The organism is Maritimimonas rapanae, from assembly GCF_057837205.1.
In genome coordinates, this window is record NZ_JBYQFI010000001.1 from 184,246 (window position 1) to 198,402 (window position 14,157).

Here is a 14,157-nt window from a genome sequence, read left to right on the forward strand (position 1 = left end):
GAGAAAAAACCATGCCAAAGTGCTAATTGTCTGCAAATGTACTAATTTAGTTAGAATTGCTGTCCTATAATAAAATGTGTTTGCCAACCAGATTTTATACCCGGCTGACCAGGTATATCATCAAACCCGTGACCAAAGTCTATACCTAATAGACCAAAAGCAGGCATGAAAATTCGAACACCTAAACCTGCAGATCTTTTTAACTTAAATGGTTCAAAATTACTGAAATTATTAGCGGTGTTACCCCCTTCTAAAAAGCCTAGGGCATAAATAGATGCTGATGGTTTTAATGTTAAGGGATATCTTAATTCGAATGAAAATTTATTATAAATGGCACTTCCAACGGATTGACCAGTAGTTTCATCTACCGACAAACTTGAATTTGGATATCCTCTAAGACCTATAGTTTGTCTTCCGTCAAATTGTCCTTGACCTAACCCATCACCTCCCAAGAAAAAACGTTCAAAAGGCGATACACCTTTGTCCTGATTATAAGCTCCTAAAAAGCCAAACTCTGCACTAGACAATAATACTAGTTGACTTCCTGGTTTTCCAGTAATAGTGTTATACCATTTTCCTGAAAAATTAAACTTATAGAATTCTAAAAGTTTAATTTTTTCTTCTTGAGTTTCGTTTGAGAAATCCTTACCGCTTAATAAAGAATATGGAGGAGTAAACTTTGCGCCAAAATTAAACTGGGAACCTATTGTTGGGAATATAGGGTTTGGTCCAGCTGAATTTCTTCCAAAATTTATTGATAAGGCCAAATTATTTGAAATCCCGTTGCCATCTTCGATATCCAATAATGGACCACCTATTCGATAATTTTTTAATGTAAAACGCTGATAACTTAAAACAGTAGATAAAGTAAAGAAATCATCAGGCCATTTTAACCTTTGACTTAACCCAATAGTTGCACCAAGTATACTTAATCTTTGATCCTTATCTACATCGCGTGTTAAAGGATTGAAACTAAATTGATTAGAATTAAATATTGAAAATGAAAAGCCTCTGGGCTTTTTACCACCCAGCCAAGGTTCTGAAAAGGATATACTATATGTGCTTGAAAAACGACTTGCTTGAGCACGTAGTGAAACACTTTGCCCATCACCTCTAGGTACAGGCTTATACTCACTGCCATTGAATATATTTTTAATGGAGAAGTTATTAAATGATAAGCCTAAAGTACCAACAAAAGAACCGCCGCCAAATCCACCTTGTAATTCTATTTGGCTTGAACCTTTTTCTGCTATACTATATTCAATATCAACAGTTTTATCGTTATAATTAGGTTGTACATCTGGAACAATATTCTCTGCATCTATATATGGTAATTGCCCTAGCTCTCGAATAGTTCTAATTATATTTTCTCTACTAAATAATTGACCAGGACGAGTTCTCATTTCTCGATACAAAACATGGTCATTTGTAACTTCGTTACCGACTAATCCAATTTTTCTTATCGTAGCTGGATCATCTTCACGGATTCTGATTTCAATGTCAATCGTATCATTTTCAACCTTAGTTTCAACAGGAACAACTGAACTAAATAGATAACCATTGTTAAGATAAGTATTGGTAATATCTTGAGAATCTGGGGTACCATCACCTTTAACACGCTCATTTAATAATTTACCATTATAAACATTACCTTTTTCTAAACCTAAAAAACTTGATAGTTGGTCATCACTATAAACACTATTTCCTAAAAAACGAATATCGCCAAAATAGTACCTGTTACCTTCATTCAATGTAATATCTAAATTGATAGTGTTGTCATCATTCCAAGAAATAGAATCTTTTATAATTTGAGCATCACGATATCCTTTTTCACGATATTTTTCAACTAATCGTTCTAGATCCTCTGTGTATTTTTCTTCAATATACTTTGATGGAGTGAATATATGTAATGGATTTTTCTGCTTAGTTTTTTTAAGTAATTTTCTTAATCTCTTATCCTTAAAAGCTTCATTTCCATGGAAGCGTAAATTTTTAATTTTGATTTTATCACCTTTATCAACTATTACTAGTGCTTTTTCTGTATTATTATTTGAAGTATCAATTTTGGTAGTTATAGCTGCCTTTGCTTTTAAAAATCCTTTATCAACATATTTTTTTTCAATATAGTTTTTAGTAGTCGTTAACAAGTTTTCAGTTAACATTGCGCCTTTTGTAAATTCAGTTTCTTTTTGAAGGTCACTAGCTTTACTCTTCTTTATTCCTCTCCATTCCACGTCAGATAACTTAGATAATTCTTTAACTTCGAATTCTAAGTAAATAGTTTCGCCATTTAATTTTGTAACAAAATATTCTACATCACTAAACAATTTAGAGTTCCATAATTTTTTTAATGCAGATGTTAATTTGTCTCCAGGGATTTTAATAGGCTGACCGACTTGTAACTCAGAAAAAGTTGTAATAGATTGATCACTAAATTGTTGATTTCCTTTTACAGATATTCCACCTAAAATATATGTTTTAGGTGTACTAAACATTTCTTTAGAAAGTGGTTGAGGTTTTTGTGGAAGTGTATCGGTTATAACAGTATTAGCTGAATCTTTGACTATGTTAGTTTCTTGAGCTTTGGCTTGTATTATAAAAGCAAAACCTAAAAGTAATAGACAGATTTTAAATTTATTCATTCTTATCTTCTAATTGTTCACTTGTTTTCCCAAAGCGTCGTTCTCTTTTCTGATAATCTAATATTGCTTCGAAAAAATGTTCTTTTCTAAAATCGGGCCATAGTACTTCGGTAAAGTACAATTCTGCATAAGCAATCTGCCATAATAAGAAGTTACTTATGCGTTTTTCGCCACTGGTACGTATCAAAAAATCAACGTCGGGCAAAGTAAATGTATATAAATGATTATTTATAATTTTTTCATCAATTTCTTCTGTTAAAAGCTGCTTATTAACAACTTTTTTAGAAATTTTTTTAAAAGCATTAACAATTTCTTCACGAGATCCATAGCTTAATGCCAAATTGAGTATCATGTGATCATTATTATTGGTTTTTTCAATTACTTCCTTTAATTCTTTTTGAGCTCTTTTAGGAAGACTTTCGATATTACCAACACACTGAAGCCTAATTTCATTTTTTTGAAGAGTCTTTAATTCATTCTTTAAAGAACTTACTAATAAGCTCATTAAAGTATCGACTTCTTTTTTTGGGCGATTCCAGTTTTCAGTAGAAAAAGCATATAAGGTAAGGACTTGAACATTAATTTCTGCCGCCGCTTCTACAGTTTCTCTAACAGCTTTTACACCATTTTTATGACCAAATACTCTCGCTAAACCTTTTTTCTTTGCCCAACGACCATTGCCATCCATAATTACGGCAACATGTTTTGGGGTATTTTGGGGAGTTATTTGAGTTTTTATAGCCATTGATCAATTAAAAGAAACCTTTGTAACAGCCAGGACGACCAAAGCCATATGTTATCGTAAAGCCTGTAAAAACATACCAATCATCACTATTAGTATTACCAGCACCGATGTTTATAGTTGAGGTTTCATCAATATCATCTTTTAAAGTATATCTAAAACTTGACTCTAATGCTAATGCCAAATTTTCAGTCAATCTCATTTTATAGCCAAGACCTAATGATGGCATTACGGCAAATTTTCTTTTACTAAAAATACTATTATCTCTTATAAAATATGTTCTGTAATTTACTACTGTGCCTTGTATAAGTATATATGGTGTTTGGCTAAACCCTATCTGATTCATACTATACTTAAAGAAATTAAATTCTAGACCACCCGAAGCTTCCAGAATAGCATTACTCATATTAAGCCCTCTTTGAACTCTAAACTCAGAATCTGACTTTGAGTCTTGAGCTCTTAATTGTGTATAAATTAATGAACCTCTAAAATTTATTCTTGGTGTAAAATTGAATTTAGCAATACCTCCAATGGCAATTCTATTAGGGTTAATATAATTGGTTGAACCTATGTCACCAATATAATTACTACCACCAGCAAAAATACCAATTTCATAAAGCTGAGCAGTTAATGTGCTAGTAGCTAGTATAAATATGTAAACTAAAAACTGTTTTTTCATCTTAAAAAAGGGTTTGCAAATATAAATAAATCTATTTGTTTGGAGAGTTGAAATAAAGGTCTTTTTTGATAAACAGTTTTTAAAGTAAAATATTGTTGGAAAGTAGCTTAACTTATTAATTTCTTTTGTCTTCCCCCCAAAGTAATTTTTCTCTTAAGGTCTTTAAAAAGGTCTGATTTTCTAGTTGGATAGTTTTTATAGTATAAGACGCTTTTTTTATAGTAACCTCAGTTTCATTATCAATGGTGAATATTCTAGAATCTAATGAAATCAAGGCTTGCTTTTCTCTACTTGTCACCTTAAGTTTAATTATCATGTCATCAGGTATAATTAAAGGTCGAGCATTTAAGTTATGTGGTGCAATAGGTGTCAATACTAAACTCTTGGCTTGAGGTGTAATTACTGGGCCGTCACAACTTAAGGAATATCCTGTAGAACCGGTTGGTGTTGCAACTATTAATCCATCAGCCCAATACGAAGTAAGATACTCATTATCTAGATGGGTATCTATAGTGATCATCGAAGTTGTATTTCTCCTAGCTACAGTTACTTCATTCAAGGCAAAATTCAATTCTTCAATTTCAGAATGTTTAGAAGATGTTTCAACAGTTAGAAGAGAGCGTTCTTTTATAGAATATTTTTTATTTAGAATATCTTTAATAGAGGCTTCAATATTTTCTTTTTGAATAGTAGCTAAAAAACCTAAGCGACCTGTATTAATACCAACAATAGGAATATTTAAATCTCTAACAAAGGTTACAGCTCTTAGAAAAGTACCATCACCACCTACAGTAAATAGTACATCAAAAGAAGAATTTAGGTCATTATAATGCGAAAAAGTATGGTATTGTTTTTTAGAATTAATGAGTTTAAAAAACTGTTCTTCAATATAGATTTCTGCATGATTATTTTCTAGAACAGAAAGTAATGTTTTAACATAATCTACTGCTTCACTTTTATAATATTGACCATAGACAGCTACTTTCATTACCTATATATTTAAGTATTTTTGAAGATATTCAGAGCGCTCTTTCAAACTCTTTAAATACTCATCTTCATGAATCCCTGTTAAGATTGTATACTCATATCTGCGAAAAGATTGTATAGTATTATTAAGGTCTTGGCCGTTTAACTTTATAGTAATTTCGGCGATTTCATCTTCTATATTAGAAATAAAAGCTCCTAATAATTTTCCATTATTAGACTCGATTATCTGAGCAATTTCACTAAAAGAATAATCTTTTAAAGCTTTAGATACGACTAAAATTGCTCCTGCTTCGTTTAAAAAAGGAGTATGATTAAAAACATTTAGAATATCAGATAACTCAAAATAGCCTACATATTTTTTTTGCTGATTGATAGCAGGAATAATACTTGTTTCGTTAGCGGCAAAATCCTTTAATAGATCAAACCAATTAGCATTCTCATCTGCAAAAAAAGTGTCGAATAGATATTTATAATCAGCAATTTTTTGCTGATTATCATCAATAGTTTGAATATCAGACTCTGAAACTGAACCCAAATAAATACCATTTTCTACTACAGGTAAATGTGTAAATGTCAATTGCTTAAATAGCTTTTGAGCTTCAATAACAAGGTCGTTTGGCGATAATGCTTTTACGTCTTTAGATATGTAATCTGATGTCTGCATAATAAGTTGCAAAATAGTTAAAATACAAATACAAATACATTAATTTTGTCACCAAAGATGGTTAGATAAAACTGATTTATGACTAAACTAAGTGTAAATATTAACAAGATTGCTACCTTAAGAAATGCTCGTGGAGGAGATACACCAAGCTTAGTGCAGATGGCTATAGATATTCAGGAATTCGGTAGTCAAGGAATAACTGTACACCCTAGGCCAGACGAACGACATATTAGATACCAAGATGTTTATGATCTAAAACCAATTGTTATCACAGAATATAATATAGAAGGTAATCCGATCAAAAAATTTGTTGACTTGGTAATAGAAAATAAACCAACCCAAGTTACTTTGGTACCAGATGCTGTTGATGCTATTACCTCTAATGCTGGTTGGGATACCGTTGCCAACGAAAGTTTTTTAACAGAAGTAATTTCTGAATTTAAAAATAACGGAATTAGAACTTCCATTTTCATGGAAAACATTCCAGAATTTATTGAAGGAGCTAAGAAAGTAGGAGCTGATAGAATAGAATTGTATACCGAAGAATATGCAACACAATATGGTTTAGGAAATAAGGACACTATTAAACCTTATATTGAGTCTGCAAAATTAGCCAGTGAATTAGGTTTAGGTGTAAACGCTGGTCATGACTTAAGTCTTGATAACATCAAATTCTTTGCAGAAAATATTCCTAATCTTTTAGAGGTTTCAATTGGTCATGCGTTGATTTCAGAATCTTTGTATTTAGGACTGCAAAATGTGGTTAATATGTACCTTCACAAATTGAGTTAATGGGAGTGCTTCATTCAAAAATATTAGGCAAAGGTGAACCCTTATTAATTCTTCATGGTTTTTTAGGGATGAGTGACAACTGGAAAACACTTGGTAATAAATTTGCCGAAGATTATGAAGTTCACCTCATAGATCAACGAAACCACGGGCGCAGTTTTCATTCAGAAGAATTTAATTATGAAGTTTTAGCTGATGATTTACTAAACTATATTGAGCATTATCAGTTAGAAAAAGTTAATCTTATTGGACATTCAATGGGAGGTAAGACGGCGATGTTTTTTACTGTTTCTCATCCCGAAAAGGTAAATAAATTGATGGTTGCAGATATAGGTCCTCGTTATTACTCTGCACATCATGAAGATATTTTAAATGGATTAAATGCTATAGATTTTTCTAAAGTTAATTCTAGAAAAGAAATTGAAGACCAACTGAGTAATTATGTTTCTGAACTGGGCGTTCGTCAATTCTTATTAAAAAATGTATATCGAGTTTCAAAAGATGAGTTTGGATTTCGTTTTAACTTAAAATCACTCACCGAAAATTATGATGAAGTAGGTGTCGCGTTACCTTCCTTAACTCATTTTAACGGTGAAACATTATTTTTAAGAGGAGGTAATTCGGGTTATATTGATGATAACGATCGAAATTTGATTGAAGCTCACTTTCCAAATTCAGAAATTGTAACTGTCAAAAATGCAGGACATTGGCTGCATGCCGAAAATCCTACCGATTTTTACAACGAAGTTGTCAGTTTTTTAGCCAAATAATCATTTGGCATACTTATAGATAGAATTTTACCAACTATAAGTTATTGTACATGAAATTAATTTTAAAAATGCTGTTAACCGCCATTGCGGTGGTTATTTTAGCTCAAATATTACCAGGAGTTCAAGTAGACGGTTATACATCTGCAATTATCGTTGCTATTGTATTAGGTTTATTGAGAATTTTTGTGAGACCATTATTGATACTTTTTACTTTACCTATTACCATCCTAACATTAGGGCTGTTCCTTTTTGTTATTAATGCAGGTATTATATTATTAGCCGACAAATTAATAGATGGTTTTTCCGTTTCCGGATTTTGGTATGCGTTACTATTTAGTTTGTTACTATCCTTTTTTCAATCAATACTATATTCCTTCTTAAAAGAGAAAAAAACAAAAGCATAGTTAAATTGTTTTATAACAGAAATTTACTAATTTTGCGCCCTCAAAAGTCAACAGAGTTTACGAAAGAAATAATAGTTTAGAAAATGAATATTACAAAAGAAAAGATTGACGATTTAAATGCAGTTGTAAAAATTGATATTACTCAAGACGATTATCAAGATAAAGTAACTGAGATTTTACAAGATTACCGTAAAAAAGCAAATATACCTGGTTTTAGAAAAGGACATGTGCCGATGAGTTTGGTAAAAAAGCAATATGGTAAGCCTGTAATGATCGATGAGGTAAACAAATTGTTACAAGATTCTTTAAGTAAGTTTTTGGTAGAAGAGAAGTTAGATATTTTAGGTAATCCGTTACCTAAAGCACAATCTGATGATTTTTCTTGGGATGCTGATAAATTTTCTTTCGAGTTCGAATTAGGCTTAGCGCCAGAATTTGAGGTAAACTTAAAGCCGAAAAAAGCAATTACACGCTATAAGATCGTAGCTGATAAAAAGATGATTGACGACCAGATCAAGAATATTCAAGATCGATATGGTAAAATGATCACTCAAGCTGAAGTTGCTGAAAATTCTAATGTTACAGGAATTTTTGTAAATGAGGAGAAAGAGATTGAAAAGAAATCGACTTTTAAACTTGATAAAGTAAAAGGTAAGCCAAACTTAAAAAAGTTTGTAGGCGCTAAAGTTGGTGATGTAATTGAGTTGAAAACAAAAGGATTATTTACAGATGATCATTTACTACAGAATCATTTAGGTGTTTCACATGATGATGCTCACGGATTAGATATCGTTGTAAAATTTACTGTTGAAGAAATTACTGAAACTGAACCAGCTGAATTAAATCAAGAATTATTTGATAAATTATTTGGTGAAGGTGCAGTAAAGAATAAAAAAGAATTTGAAGCTAAGTTGAAAGAAGATGCAGAAAAGCAATTCGAGCAACAATCAGATCAGCAATTATTAAATGCGGTTACAGAAAGCCTAATTGAAAACACAAAGTTCGAATTACCAGCTGAATTCTTACAAAAATGGTTAGCTGTTGCTGGAGAAAAACAATTATCTACAGAGGAAGCGACTGAAGAATATAATCGTTCTGAAAAAGGCTTGCGTTATCAATTAATTGAAGGTAAGATCGCAAAAGAGAACAACTTGCAGGTAACATTTGATGAACTTAAAGAATTTGCTAAAGGATTTATTAAAGGTCAAATGGCTCAGTTTGGTAATACAAATCCAGAAGAAAAAGAATTAGACGAAATTGCAGGTAGAATTTTAGGTAATCAAGACGAGGTAAAGCGTTTATCAGAACAATTAATGAGTCAGAAATTATTAGACTTCTTTAAAGAAAATGTAAAATTAAAAGAGAAAGAAATTTCTTTTGATGATTTTGTAAAAGAGGTTTACAAATAATACATAAAAATTGTCACCCTGAGCGCTGTCGAAGGGTCATAAATAGTTAAAACCCGAAAATTACTTTTCGGTTTTTTTTGTTAAATATTTAGTAAATTACTCAAATACAACATTAGAATAATGTTAGTATATTTACTGCTTAAACATATATTAAAAACTACCAATGAATTACGGAGACGAATTTAAAAAATACGCAACCAAACATCACGGTATCAATAGCATGTATTATGATAAAATGATCAGTGCTATGTATCCTGTTGGATTAACGCCAAACATTATAGAGGAACGTCAAATGAACATCGCTGTTTTCGATGTTTTTTCACGTTTAATGATGGATCGTATCATTTTCTTAGGGACAGCTATTGATGATTATGTAGCAAATGTTGTACAAGCGCAATTATTGTTTTTAGAAAGTACAGATAATTCAAAAGATATTTCTATTTATATTAATTCTCCAGGTGGAAGTGTATATGCTGGTTTGGGTATGTATGACACTATGCAATTCATTAAACCAGATGTAGCTACTATCTGTACGGGTATGGCAGCTTCTATGGCGGCGGTATTAATGTGTGCTGGAACGAAGGGAAAACGTTCCGCATTACCACATTCACGTATTATGATTCATCAACCATTAGGAGGTGCGCAAGGTCAAGCTTCAGATATTGAAATTACCGCTCGTGAGATCTTAAAATTAAAGGATGAATTGTATCAGATTATTGCGAAGCATTCCGGGCAAACCGTTAAAAAAGTGCATGATGATTCTGATAGAGATTACTGGATGAAAGCTGAAGAAGCGAAAGCATACGGGATGGTAGATGAAATTTTAACTAGAAGTTAATAAAATATAGCAAGGTATTTTGAGTTAAGAATAAAGTAACTTAGTACCTACAAGTAGATTATGGCAAAGAAGGAAGAATTAGAATGTTCGTTTTGCGCTCGTAAAAAAGCTGAAACTAACTTATTGATTGCAGGTTTAGATGCACATATATGTGACAGATGTATCGAGCAGGCTCATGGCATTGTTTTAGAAGAAATTTCAGAAACAGATTCAACTGGCTTGTCTGGTGAATTGGTTTTAAAGAAGCCGCTGGAGATCAAGAATTTTTTAGATGAATATATTATTGGTCAGCATCAAGCTAAAAAAGTATTGGCTGTTGCTGTATATAATCACTATAAAAGATTATTACAAAAACCCAGCAAGAAAGAAGATGATATAGAGATCGAAAAATCTAATATCATGTTGGTGGGAGAAACAGGTACTGGTAAAACCTTATTAGCGCGCACAATTGCTAAGATGTTGAATGTGCCTTTTGCTATTGTCGATGCAACTGTTTTAACCGAGGCAGGTTATGTTGGGGAAGATGTTGAAACAATCCTTACACGCTTATTACAAGCAGCTGATTATAACACCCAAAAAGCCGAAAAAGGAATTGTTTTTATTGACGAGATCGATAAGATTGCGCGTAAAAGTGATAACCCATCAATTACACGAGATGTTTCTGGTGAAGGTGTGCAACAAGCACTACTAAAACTATTAGAAGGAACTACAGTAAATGTACCACCCAAAGGAGGTCGCAAGCATCCAGACCAAAAATTTGTTGAGGTAGATACACGCAATATTTTATTTATTGCTGGTGGCGCTTTTGATGGTATCGATCGAGTAATTAGCAGACGATTAAACATGCAGGCAGTAGGTTATAGTGCATCAAAGAGCGATGAAAGAGTAGATGAAGGTAACTTGTTACAATATATTGTGCCAAAAGATCTAAAAGATTTCGGATTAATTCCAGAAATTATAGGCCGTTTGCCAGTATTGACATATATGAATCCTCTTGATGCAGGTACACTTAGAGCTATATTAACTGAGCCAAAGAATGCTATTATCAAGCAATACGAAAAGTTGTTTGAAATGGATGGTATTGATTTTAGTATAGACGAAAAAGCACTACACTATATTGTAGATAAAGCAGTAGAGTATAAACTAGGTGCACGTGGTTTACGCTCGTTATGTGAGGCAATTCTTACTGATGCTATGTTCGAATTACCTGGTTCTGAAGAAAAATCATTAAAGGTTACTAAAAAATACGCTGAATCTAAACTTACAAACTCTACATTAAGTAAGCTAAAAGCGGTATCATAAATTATCTATGATTACCAGAAACACCATAGACAAAGTTTTTGAAACGGCTCGTGTAGAAGAGGTTATTGGTGATTTTGTGCAGCTTAAAAAAGCAGGCAGTAATTTTAAAGGATTAAGCCCATTTGCAGAAGAGAAGACACCTTCTTTTATGGTGTCACCCGTTAAGCAAATTTGGAAAGATTTTAGTTCGGGCAAAGGTGGTAATGCCATTTCATTTTTAATGGAACATGAGCACTACACATATCCTGAAGCGATTCGTTATCTCGCTAAAAAGTACAATATAGAAATTGAGGAAACCGAGCAGTCTGATGAGCAAAAAGAACAGGCTAACGAGCGCGAAAGCATGTATTTGGTTTCTGAATATGCTCGTAATTACTTTCATGATATTTTACTGAACACCGAAAAAGGCAAGTCAATTGGCTTAAGCTATTTTAAAGAACGTGGTTTTACTGACGAAACCATCAAAACCTTCGAATTAGGATATGGCTTAGATGATTGGAATGCTTTTACGGAAACTGCACTAAAAAAAGGATATCAGCTAGAGTTTTTAGAAAAAACCGGATTAACCATAGTTAAAGAAGAAAAACAATTCGATCGTTTTAAAGGCCGTGTATTGTTTCCTATCCATTCTATGAGTGGTCGTGTATTAGGTTTTGGTGGTCGTATTTTATCTAACGAGAAGAAAGCAGCTAAATACCTAAACTCCCCAGAAAGTGAAATTTATCATAAGAGTAAGATTCTATACGGTATTTACCATGCCAAACAAACTATTGCCAAAGAAGATAATTGTTATTTGGTAGAGGGTTATACTGATGTAATTTCGTTTTACCAATCTGGTGTTAAAAATGTGGTGGCGTCTTCAGGTACCGCATTAACACCCGAACAAATCCGTTTGGTAAGTCGACTAACCCAAAATATTACGGTATTGTTTGATGGTGACGCTGCTGGTATTAGAGCTTCGCTTCGCGGAATTGATTTAATTCTTGAACAAGGCATGAATGTAAAGGTAGTCGCTTTCGCGGAAGGAGAAGACCCAGATAGTTTTGCTAAAGCACATACTGAAGAAGAACTGAAAGAATATCTTAATGCCAATGCGCAGGATTTTATTCAGTTTAAGGTATCGCTGTTAATGGAAGAAGCGCAGAATGATCCTGTAAAAAAAGCAGGATTAATTCGTGATATAGTAGTGAGCATTTCTAAAATACCTAATAATATTCAGCGCGAGATCTATGTGCAAGAGTGCGCTAAGATCATGGAAATTTCAGAAAAAGTACTGTTTAGTGAATTAGCACAATTAGCAAAGCGAGAATTACGAGATGTTTCTAAGCGACCACAACAACAAGGTTCATCTTTCGAAGTAGTAAAAGCCAAACCACAGCAACAACAATTAGAGAAAGTAGATCAGTTAAATCGACTAGAAAAAAAACTGATCGAAATTTTATTACTCTATGGCAACCAAACAGTTGACTTTGTAGATTATGTAGAGCAAGAAGATGAAGAAGGCAATATAAAAATTGTAAAAGAAGAATATAAAAATACGGTATCAAACGAAATCTATTTGCACCTACAAGATGACGAAATAGAATTTAGTAACGAGATATTCAAAAAGATCTATTACGAAGCGATTCATCAACTAAATCAAGATGAGCAAATAAATATTGATGCTTTTGTAAACCATGAAGATGTAGAAGTTGGTAAAGCCGTTACAGATATTTTAATGGATGATGAAAAATACGTCTTAAGTGATTGGATACGAAAAGAAATCTATGTAAGACAAAAAGACAAGAATCTTACCAAATTGGTAATGGATGCCATTTTAAATTTACGCCGTATTTTAATTGAGCTCAAAATTAAAGAATTGCTAGACGAATCTACAGAGGAAAAGGAAAAACAAGTTATGTTAGAGATGGTGGTAAATTATACTTCACTTAAAAAACTGTTATACGAAAAATTATATAGAGTGGTTTAGCTCATTAACTCTTTCGGTATCTCACATACCGGTATAGCTACCATTTTATGTTTATTGGCTTTATTACGCCATAGATAAATTTCTAGAACTCGTTTTTCTCTACCTTCAAAATCATTGGCAGTTTTACCATTATCGACTTGTACCATAGCCCATTCTAACTCATCATAGCTAGCACCAATCTGGTCTTCGTCAGTTCTGGCATCACCAAACAATCCATCAGTTGGTTTAGCTACTAAAATAGACTCTGGCACTTTTAAGTAGTTGCCTACTTGGTAAACTTCAGATTTTAAAAGGTCTGCTATTGGGCTTAAGTCTACACCACCGTCTCCATATTTTGTAAAGAAACCTACACCAAAATCTTCTACTTTGTTACCAGTGCCGCAAACCAAGTATCCATTTATACCTGCATGGTAATATAAGGTTGTCATTCGTAAGCGTGCGCGTGTATTTCCTAAAGAAAGATCAATCTTATCTTGGGCAACATTGTTGTCTTTAGTTAAAACAGATTTCATTTCATCAAATGTTGAGGTTAAATCTACATTCAGTGAACTAACATTGTTATAACGCTTTTTTAATTGAGCAATATGCTCTTGAGCTCTGTTCACTTGATTTATCCCTTGATGAATAGGCATTTCTAGGCAGAGCACATCAAAACCTGTTTCTGCGCAAAGCGTAGAAGTAACAGCAGAGTCAATTCCGCCAGAAACACCTACTACAAAACCATTTACCTTGGCATTTGTAGCATATTCTTTTAACCATTTAACAATATGTTTTGTGACTTTTTCGGTTTGCATTGAGAAACAATTTAGTAGTTTTGTCGCATTATTAATTCAAAGAAATTTAGTTAATATTTAATTCTATTTTAAGAATGTCATGCTGAACTTGTCGAAGCATCTTTTAGATTCTTCACTGTGTTCAGAATGACACTAACTAATTTGTTTTTTGAATAAAACGAAAGTACA

The 14,157-nt window shown here is 32.6% G+C and carries 13 protein-coding genes; 7 read left to right on the top strand and 6 right to left on the bottom strand.

Annotated features, from left to right (window positions below; all coding sequences use genetic code 11):
* Positions 1-50 precede the first annotated feature (50 nt).
* The 5 genes from bamA to AC3IF2_RS00890 all read right to left on the bottom strand — a co-directional run bounded on the left by bamA (position 51) and on the right by AC3IF2_RS00890 (position 5,714).
* A complete protein-coding gene (bamA, locus tag AC3IF2_RS00870; RefSeq protein ID WP_489165119.1) occupies positions 51-2,642 on the bottom strand; it encodes an outer membrane protein assembly factor BamA in 2,592 nt (863 codons plus the stop codon).
* Positions 2,635-3,387 carry an undecaprenyl pyrophosphate synthase gene (gene uppS / locus AC3IF2_RS00875; protein WP_489165120.1) on the bottom strand — a complete coding sequence of 251 codons (753 nt, stop codon included), beginning with the start codon at positions 3,385-3,387 and terminating at the stop codon, positions 2,635-2,637. The genes bamA and uppS overlap by 8 nt, the downstream gene beginning before the upstream one ends.
* A 7-nt stretch (positions 3,388-3,394) precedes the next feature.
* Positions 3,395-4,063, bottom strand: coding sequence for a type IX secretion system protein PorG (gene porG, locus AC3IF2_RS00880; protein WP_489165121.1), 669 nt, complete (start codon positions 4,061-4,063; stop codon positions 3,395-3,397).
* 115 nt (positions 4,064-4,178) lie between these two features.
* Complete coding sequence (locus AC3IF2_RS00885; protein WP_489165122.1) at positions 4,179-5,051, bottom strand: NAD kinase; 873 nt, start codon at positions 5,049-5,051, stop codon at positions 4,179-4,181.
* Between the two features lie 3 nt (positions 5,052-5,054).
* A complete protein-coding gene (locus tag AC3IF2_RS00890) occupies positions 5,055-5,714 on the bottom strand; it encodes a CBS domain-containing protein (protein WP_489165123.1) in 660 nt (219 codons plus the stop codon).
* A 78-nt stretch (positions 5,715-5,792) separates the two neighbouring features.
* On the opposite strand from AC3IF2_RS00890, the gene AC3IF2_RS00895 reads away from it, so the two are divergent.
* The 7 genes from AC3IF2_RS00895 (at position 5,793) to dnaG (ending at position 13,195) form a co-directional block, all read left to right on the top strand.
* Positions 5,793-6,506, top strand: a complete 714-nt coding sequence (locus AC3IF2_RS00895; protein WP_489165124.1) for a pyridoxine 5'-phosphate synthase — start codon at positions 5,793-5,795, stop codon at positions 6,504-6,506.
* Positions 6,506-7,273 (top strand): alpha/beta fold hydrolase, encoded by a 768-nt coding sequence (locus tag AC3IF2_RS00900; RefSeq protein ID WP_489165125.1) that lies wholly within the window; start codon positions 6,506-6,508, stop codon positions 7,271-7,273. Before AC3IF2_RS00895 ends, AC3IF2_RS00900 begins: the two co-directional genes overlap by 1 nt.
* A 50-nt stretch (positions 7,274-7,323) precedes the next feature.
* Positions 7,324-7,677: a phage holin family protein gene (locus AC3IF2_RS00905; RefSeq protein WP_489165126.1), complete on the top strand. Its 354-nt coding sequence runs from the start codon at positions 7,324-7,326 to the stop codon at positions 7,675-7,677.
* 83 nt (positions 7,678-7,760) lie between these two features.
* Positions 7,761-9,086 (top strand): trigger factor, encoded by a 1,326-nt coding sequence (gene tig / locus AC3IF2_RS00910; protein ID WP_489165127.1) that lies wholly within the window; start codon positions 7,761-7,763, stop codon positions 9,084-9,086.
* A gap of 163 nt (positions 9,087-9,249) precedes the next feature.
* Positions 9,250-9,924, top strand: coding sequence for an ATP-dependent Clp endopeptidase proteolytic subunit ClpP (gene clpP / locus AC3IF2_RS00915; protein WP_489165128.1), 675 nt, complete (start codon positions 9,250-9,252; stop codon positions 9,922-9,924).
* Between the two features lie 60 nt (positions 9,925-9,984).
* Positions 9,985-11,226: an ATP-dependent Clp protease ATP-binding subunit ClpX gene (clpX, locus tag AC3IF2_RS00920; protein ID WP_489165129.1), complete on the top strand. Its 1,242-nt coding sequence runs from the start codon at positions 9,985-9,987 to the stop codon at positions 11,224-11,226.
* A gap of 7 nt (positions 11,227-11,233) precedes the next feature.
* Positions 11,234-13,195, top strand: a complete 1,962-nt coding sequence (dnaG, locus tag AC3IF2_RS00925) for a DNA primase (RefSeq protein ID WP_489165130.1) — start codon at positions 11,234-11,236, stop codon at positions 13,193-13,195.
* On the opposite strand, the gene nadE is transcribed toward dnaG, so the two are convergent.
* The gene (gene nadE / locus AC3IF2_RS00930) at positions 13,192-13,989 is read right to left on the bottom strand and encodes an NAD(+) synthase (RefSeq protein WP_489165131.1); all 798 of its coding nucleotides are present in this window, start codon (positions 13,987-13,989) and stop codon (positions 13,192-13,194) included. The genes dnaG and nadE overlap by 4 nt on opposite strands.
* Positions 13,990-14,157: the final 168 nt, after the last annotated feature.

What these genes read in the sequence shown, in the direction of transcription:
- uppS (WP_489165120.1), bottom strand. Translation starts at nt 3,387, where the DNA reads ATGGCTATAAAAACTCAAATAACTCCCCAAAATACCCCAAAACATGTT.
- tig (WP_489165127.1), top strand. Translation starts at nt 7,761, where the DNA reads ATGAATATTACAAAAGAAAAGATTGACGATTTAAATGCAGTTGTAAAA.
- clpX (WP_489165129.1), top strand. Translation starts at nt 9,985, where the DNA reads ATGGCAAAGAAGGAAGAATTAGAATGTTCGTTTTGCGCTCGTAAAAAA.
- AC3IF2_RS00905 (WP_489165126.1), top strand. Translation starts at nt 7,324, where the DNA reads ATGAAATTAATTTTAAAAATGCTGTTAACCGCCATTGCGGTGGTTATT.
- nadE (WP_489165131.1), bottom strand. Translation starts at nt 13,989, where the DNA reads ATGCAAACCGAAAAAGTCACAAAACATATTGTTAAATGGTTAAAAGAA.
- AC3IF2_RS00895 (WP_489165124.1), top strand. Translation starts at nt 5,793, where the DNA reads ATGACTAAACTAAGTGTAAATATTAACAAGATTGCTACCTTAAGAAAT.
- AC3IF2_RS00885 (WP_489165122.1), bottom strand. Translation starts at nt 5,051, where the DNA reads ATGAAAGTAGCTGTCTATGGTCAATATTATAAAAGTGAAGCAGTAGAT.
- dnaG (WP_489165130.1), top strand. Translation starts at nt 11,234, where the DNA reads ATGATTACCAGAAACACCATAGACAAAGTTTTTGAAACGGCTCGTGTA.
- AC3IF2_RS00900 (WP_489165125.1), top strand. Translation starts at nt 6,506, where the DNA reads ATGGGAGTGCTTCATTCAAAAATATTAGGCAAAGGTGAACCCTTATTA.
- porG (WP_489165121.1), bottom strand. Translation starts at nt 4,063, where the DNA reads ATGAAAAAACAGTTTTTAGTTTACATATTTATACTAGCTACTAGCACA.
- bamA (WP_489165119.1), bottom strand. Translation starts at nt 2,642, where the DNA reads ATGAATAAATTTAAAATCTGTCTATTACTTTTAGGTTTTGCTTTTATA.
- clpP (WP_489165128.1), top strand. Translation starts at nt 9,250, where the DNA reads ATGAATTACGGAGACGAATTTAAAAAATACGCAACCAAACATCACGGT.
- AC3IF2_RS00890 (WP_489165123.1), bottom strand. Translation starts at nt 5,714, where the DNA reads ATGCAGACATCAGATTACATATCTAAAGACGTAAAAGCATTATCGCCA.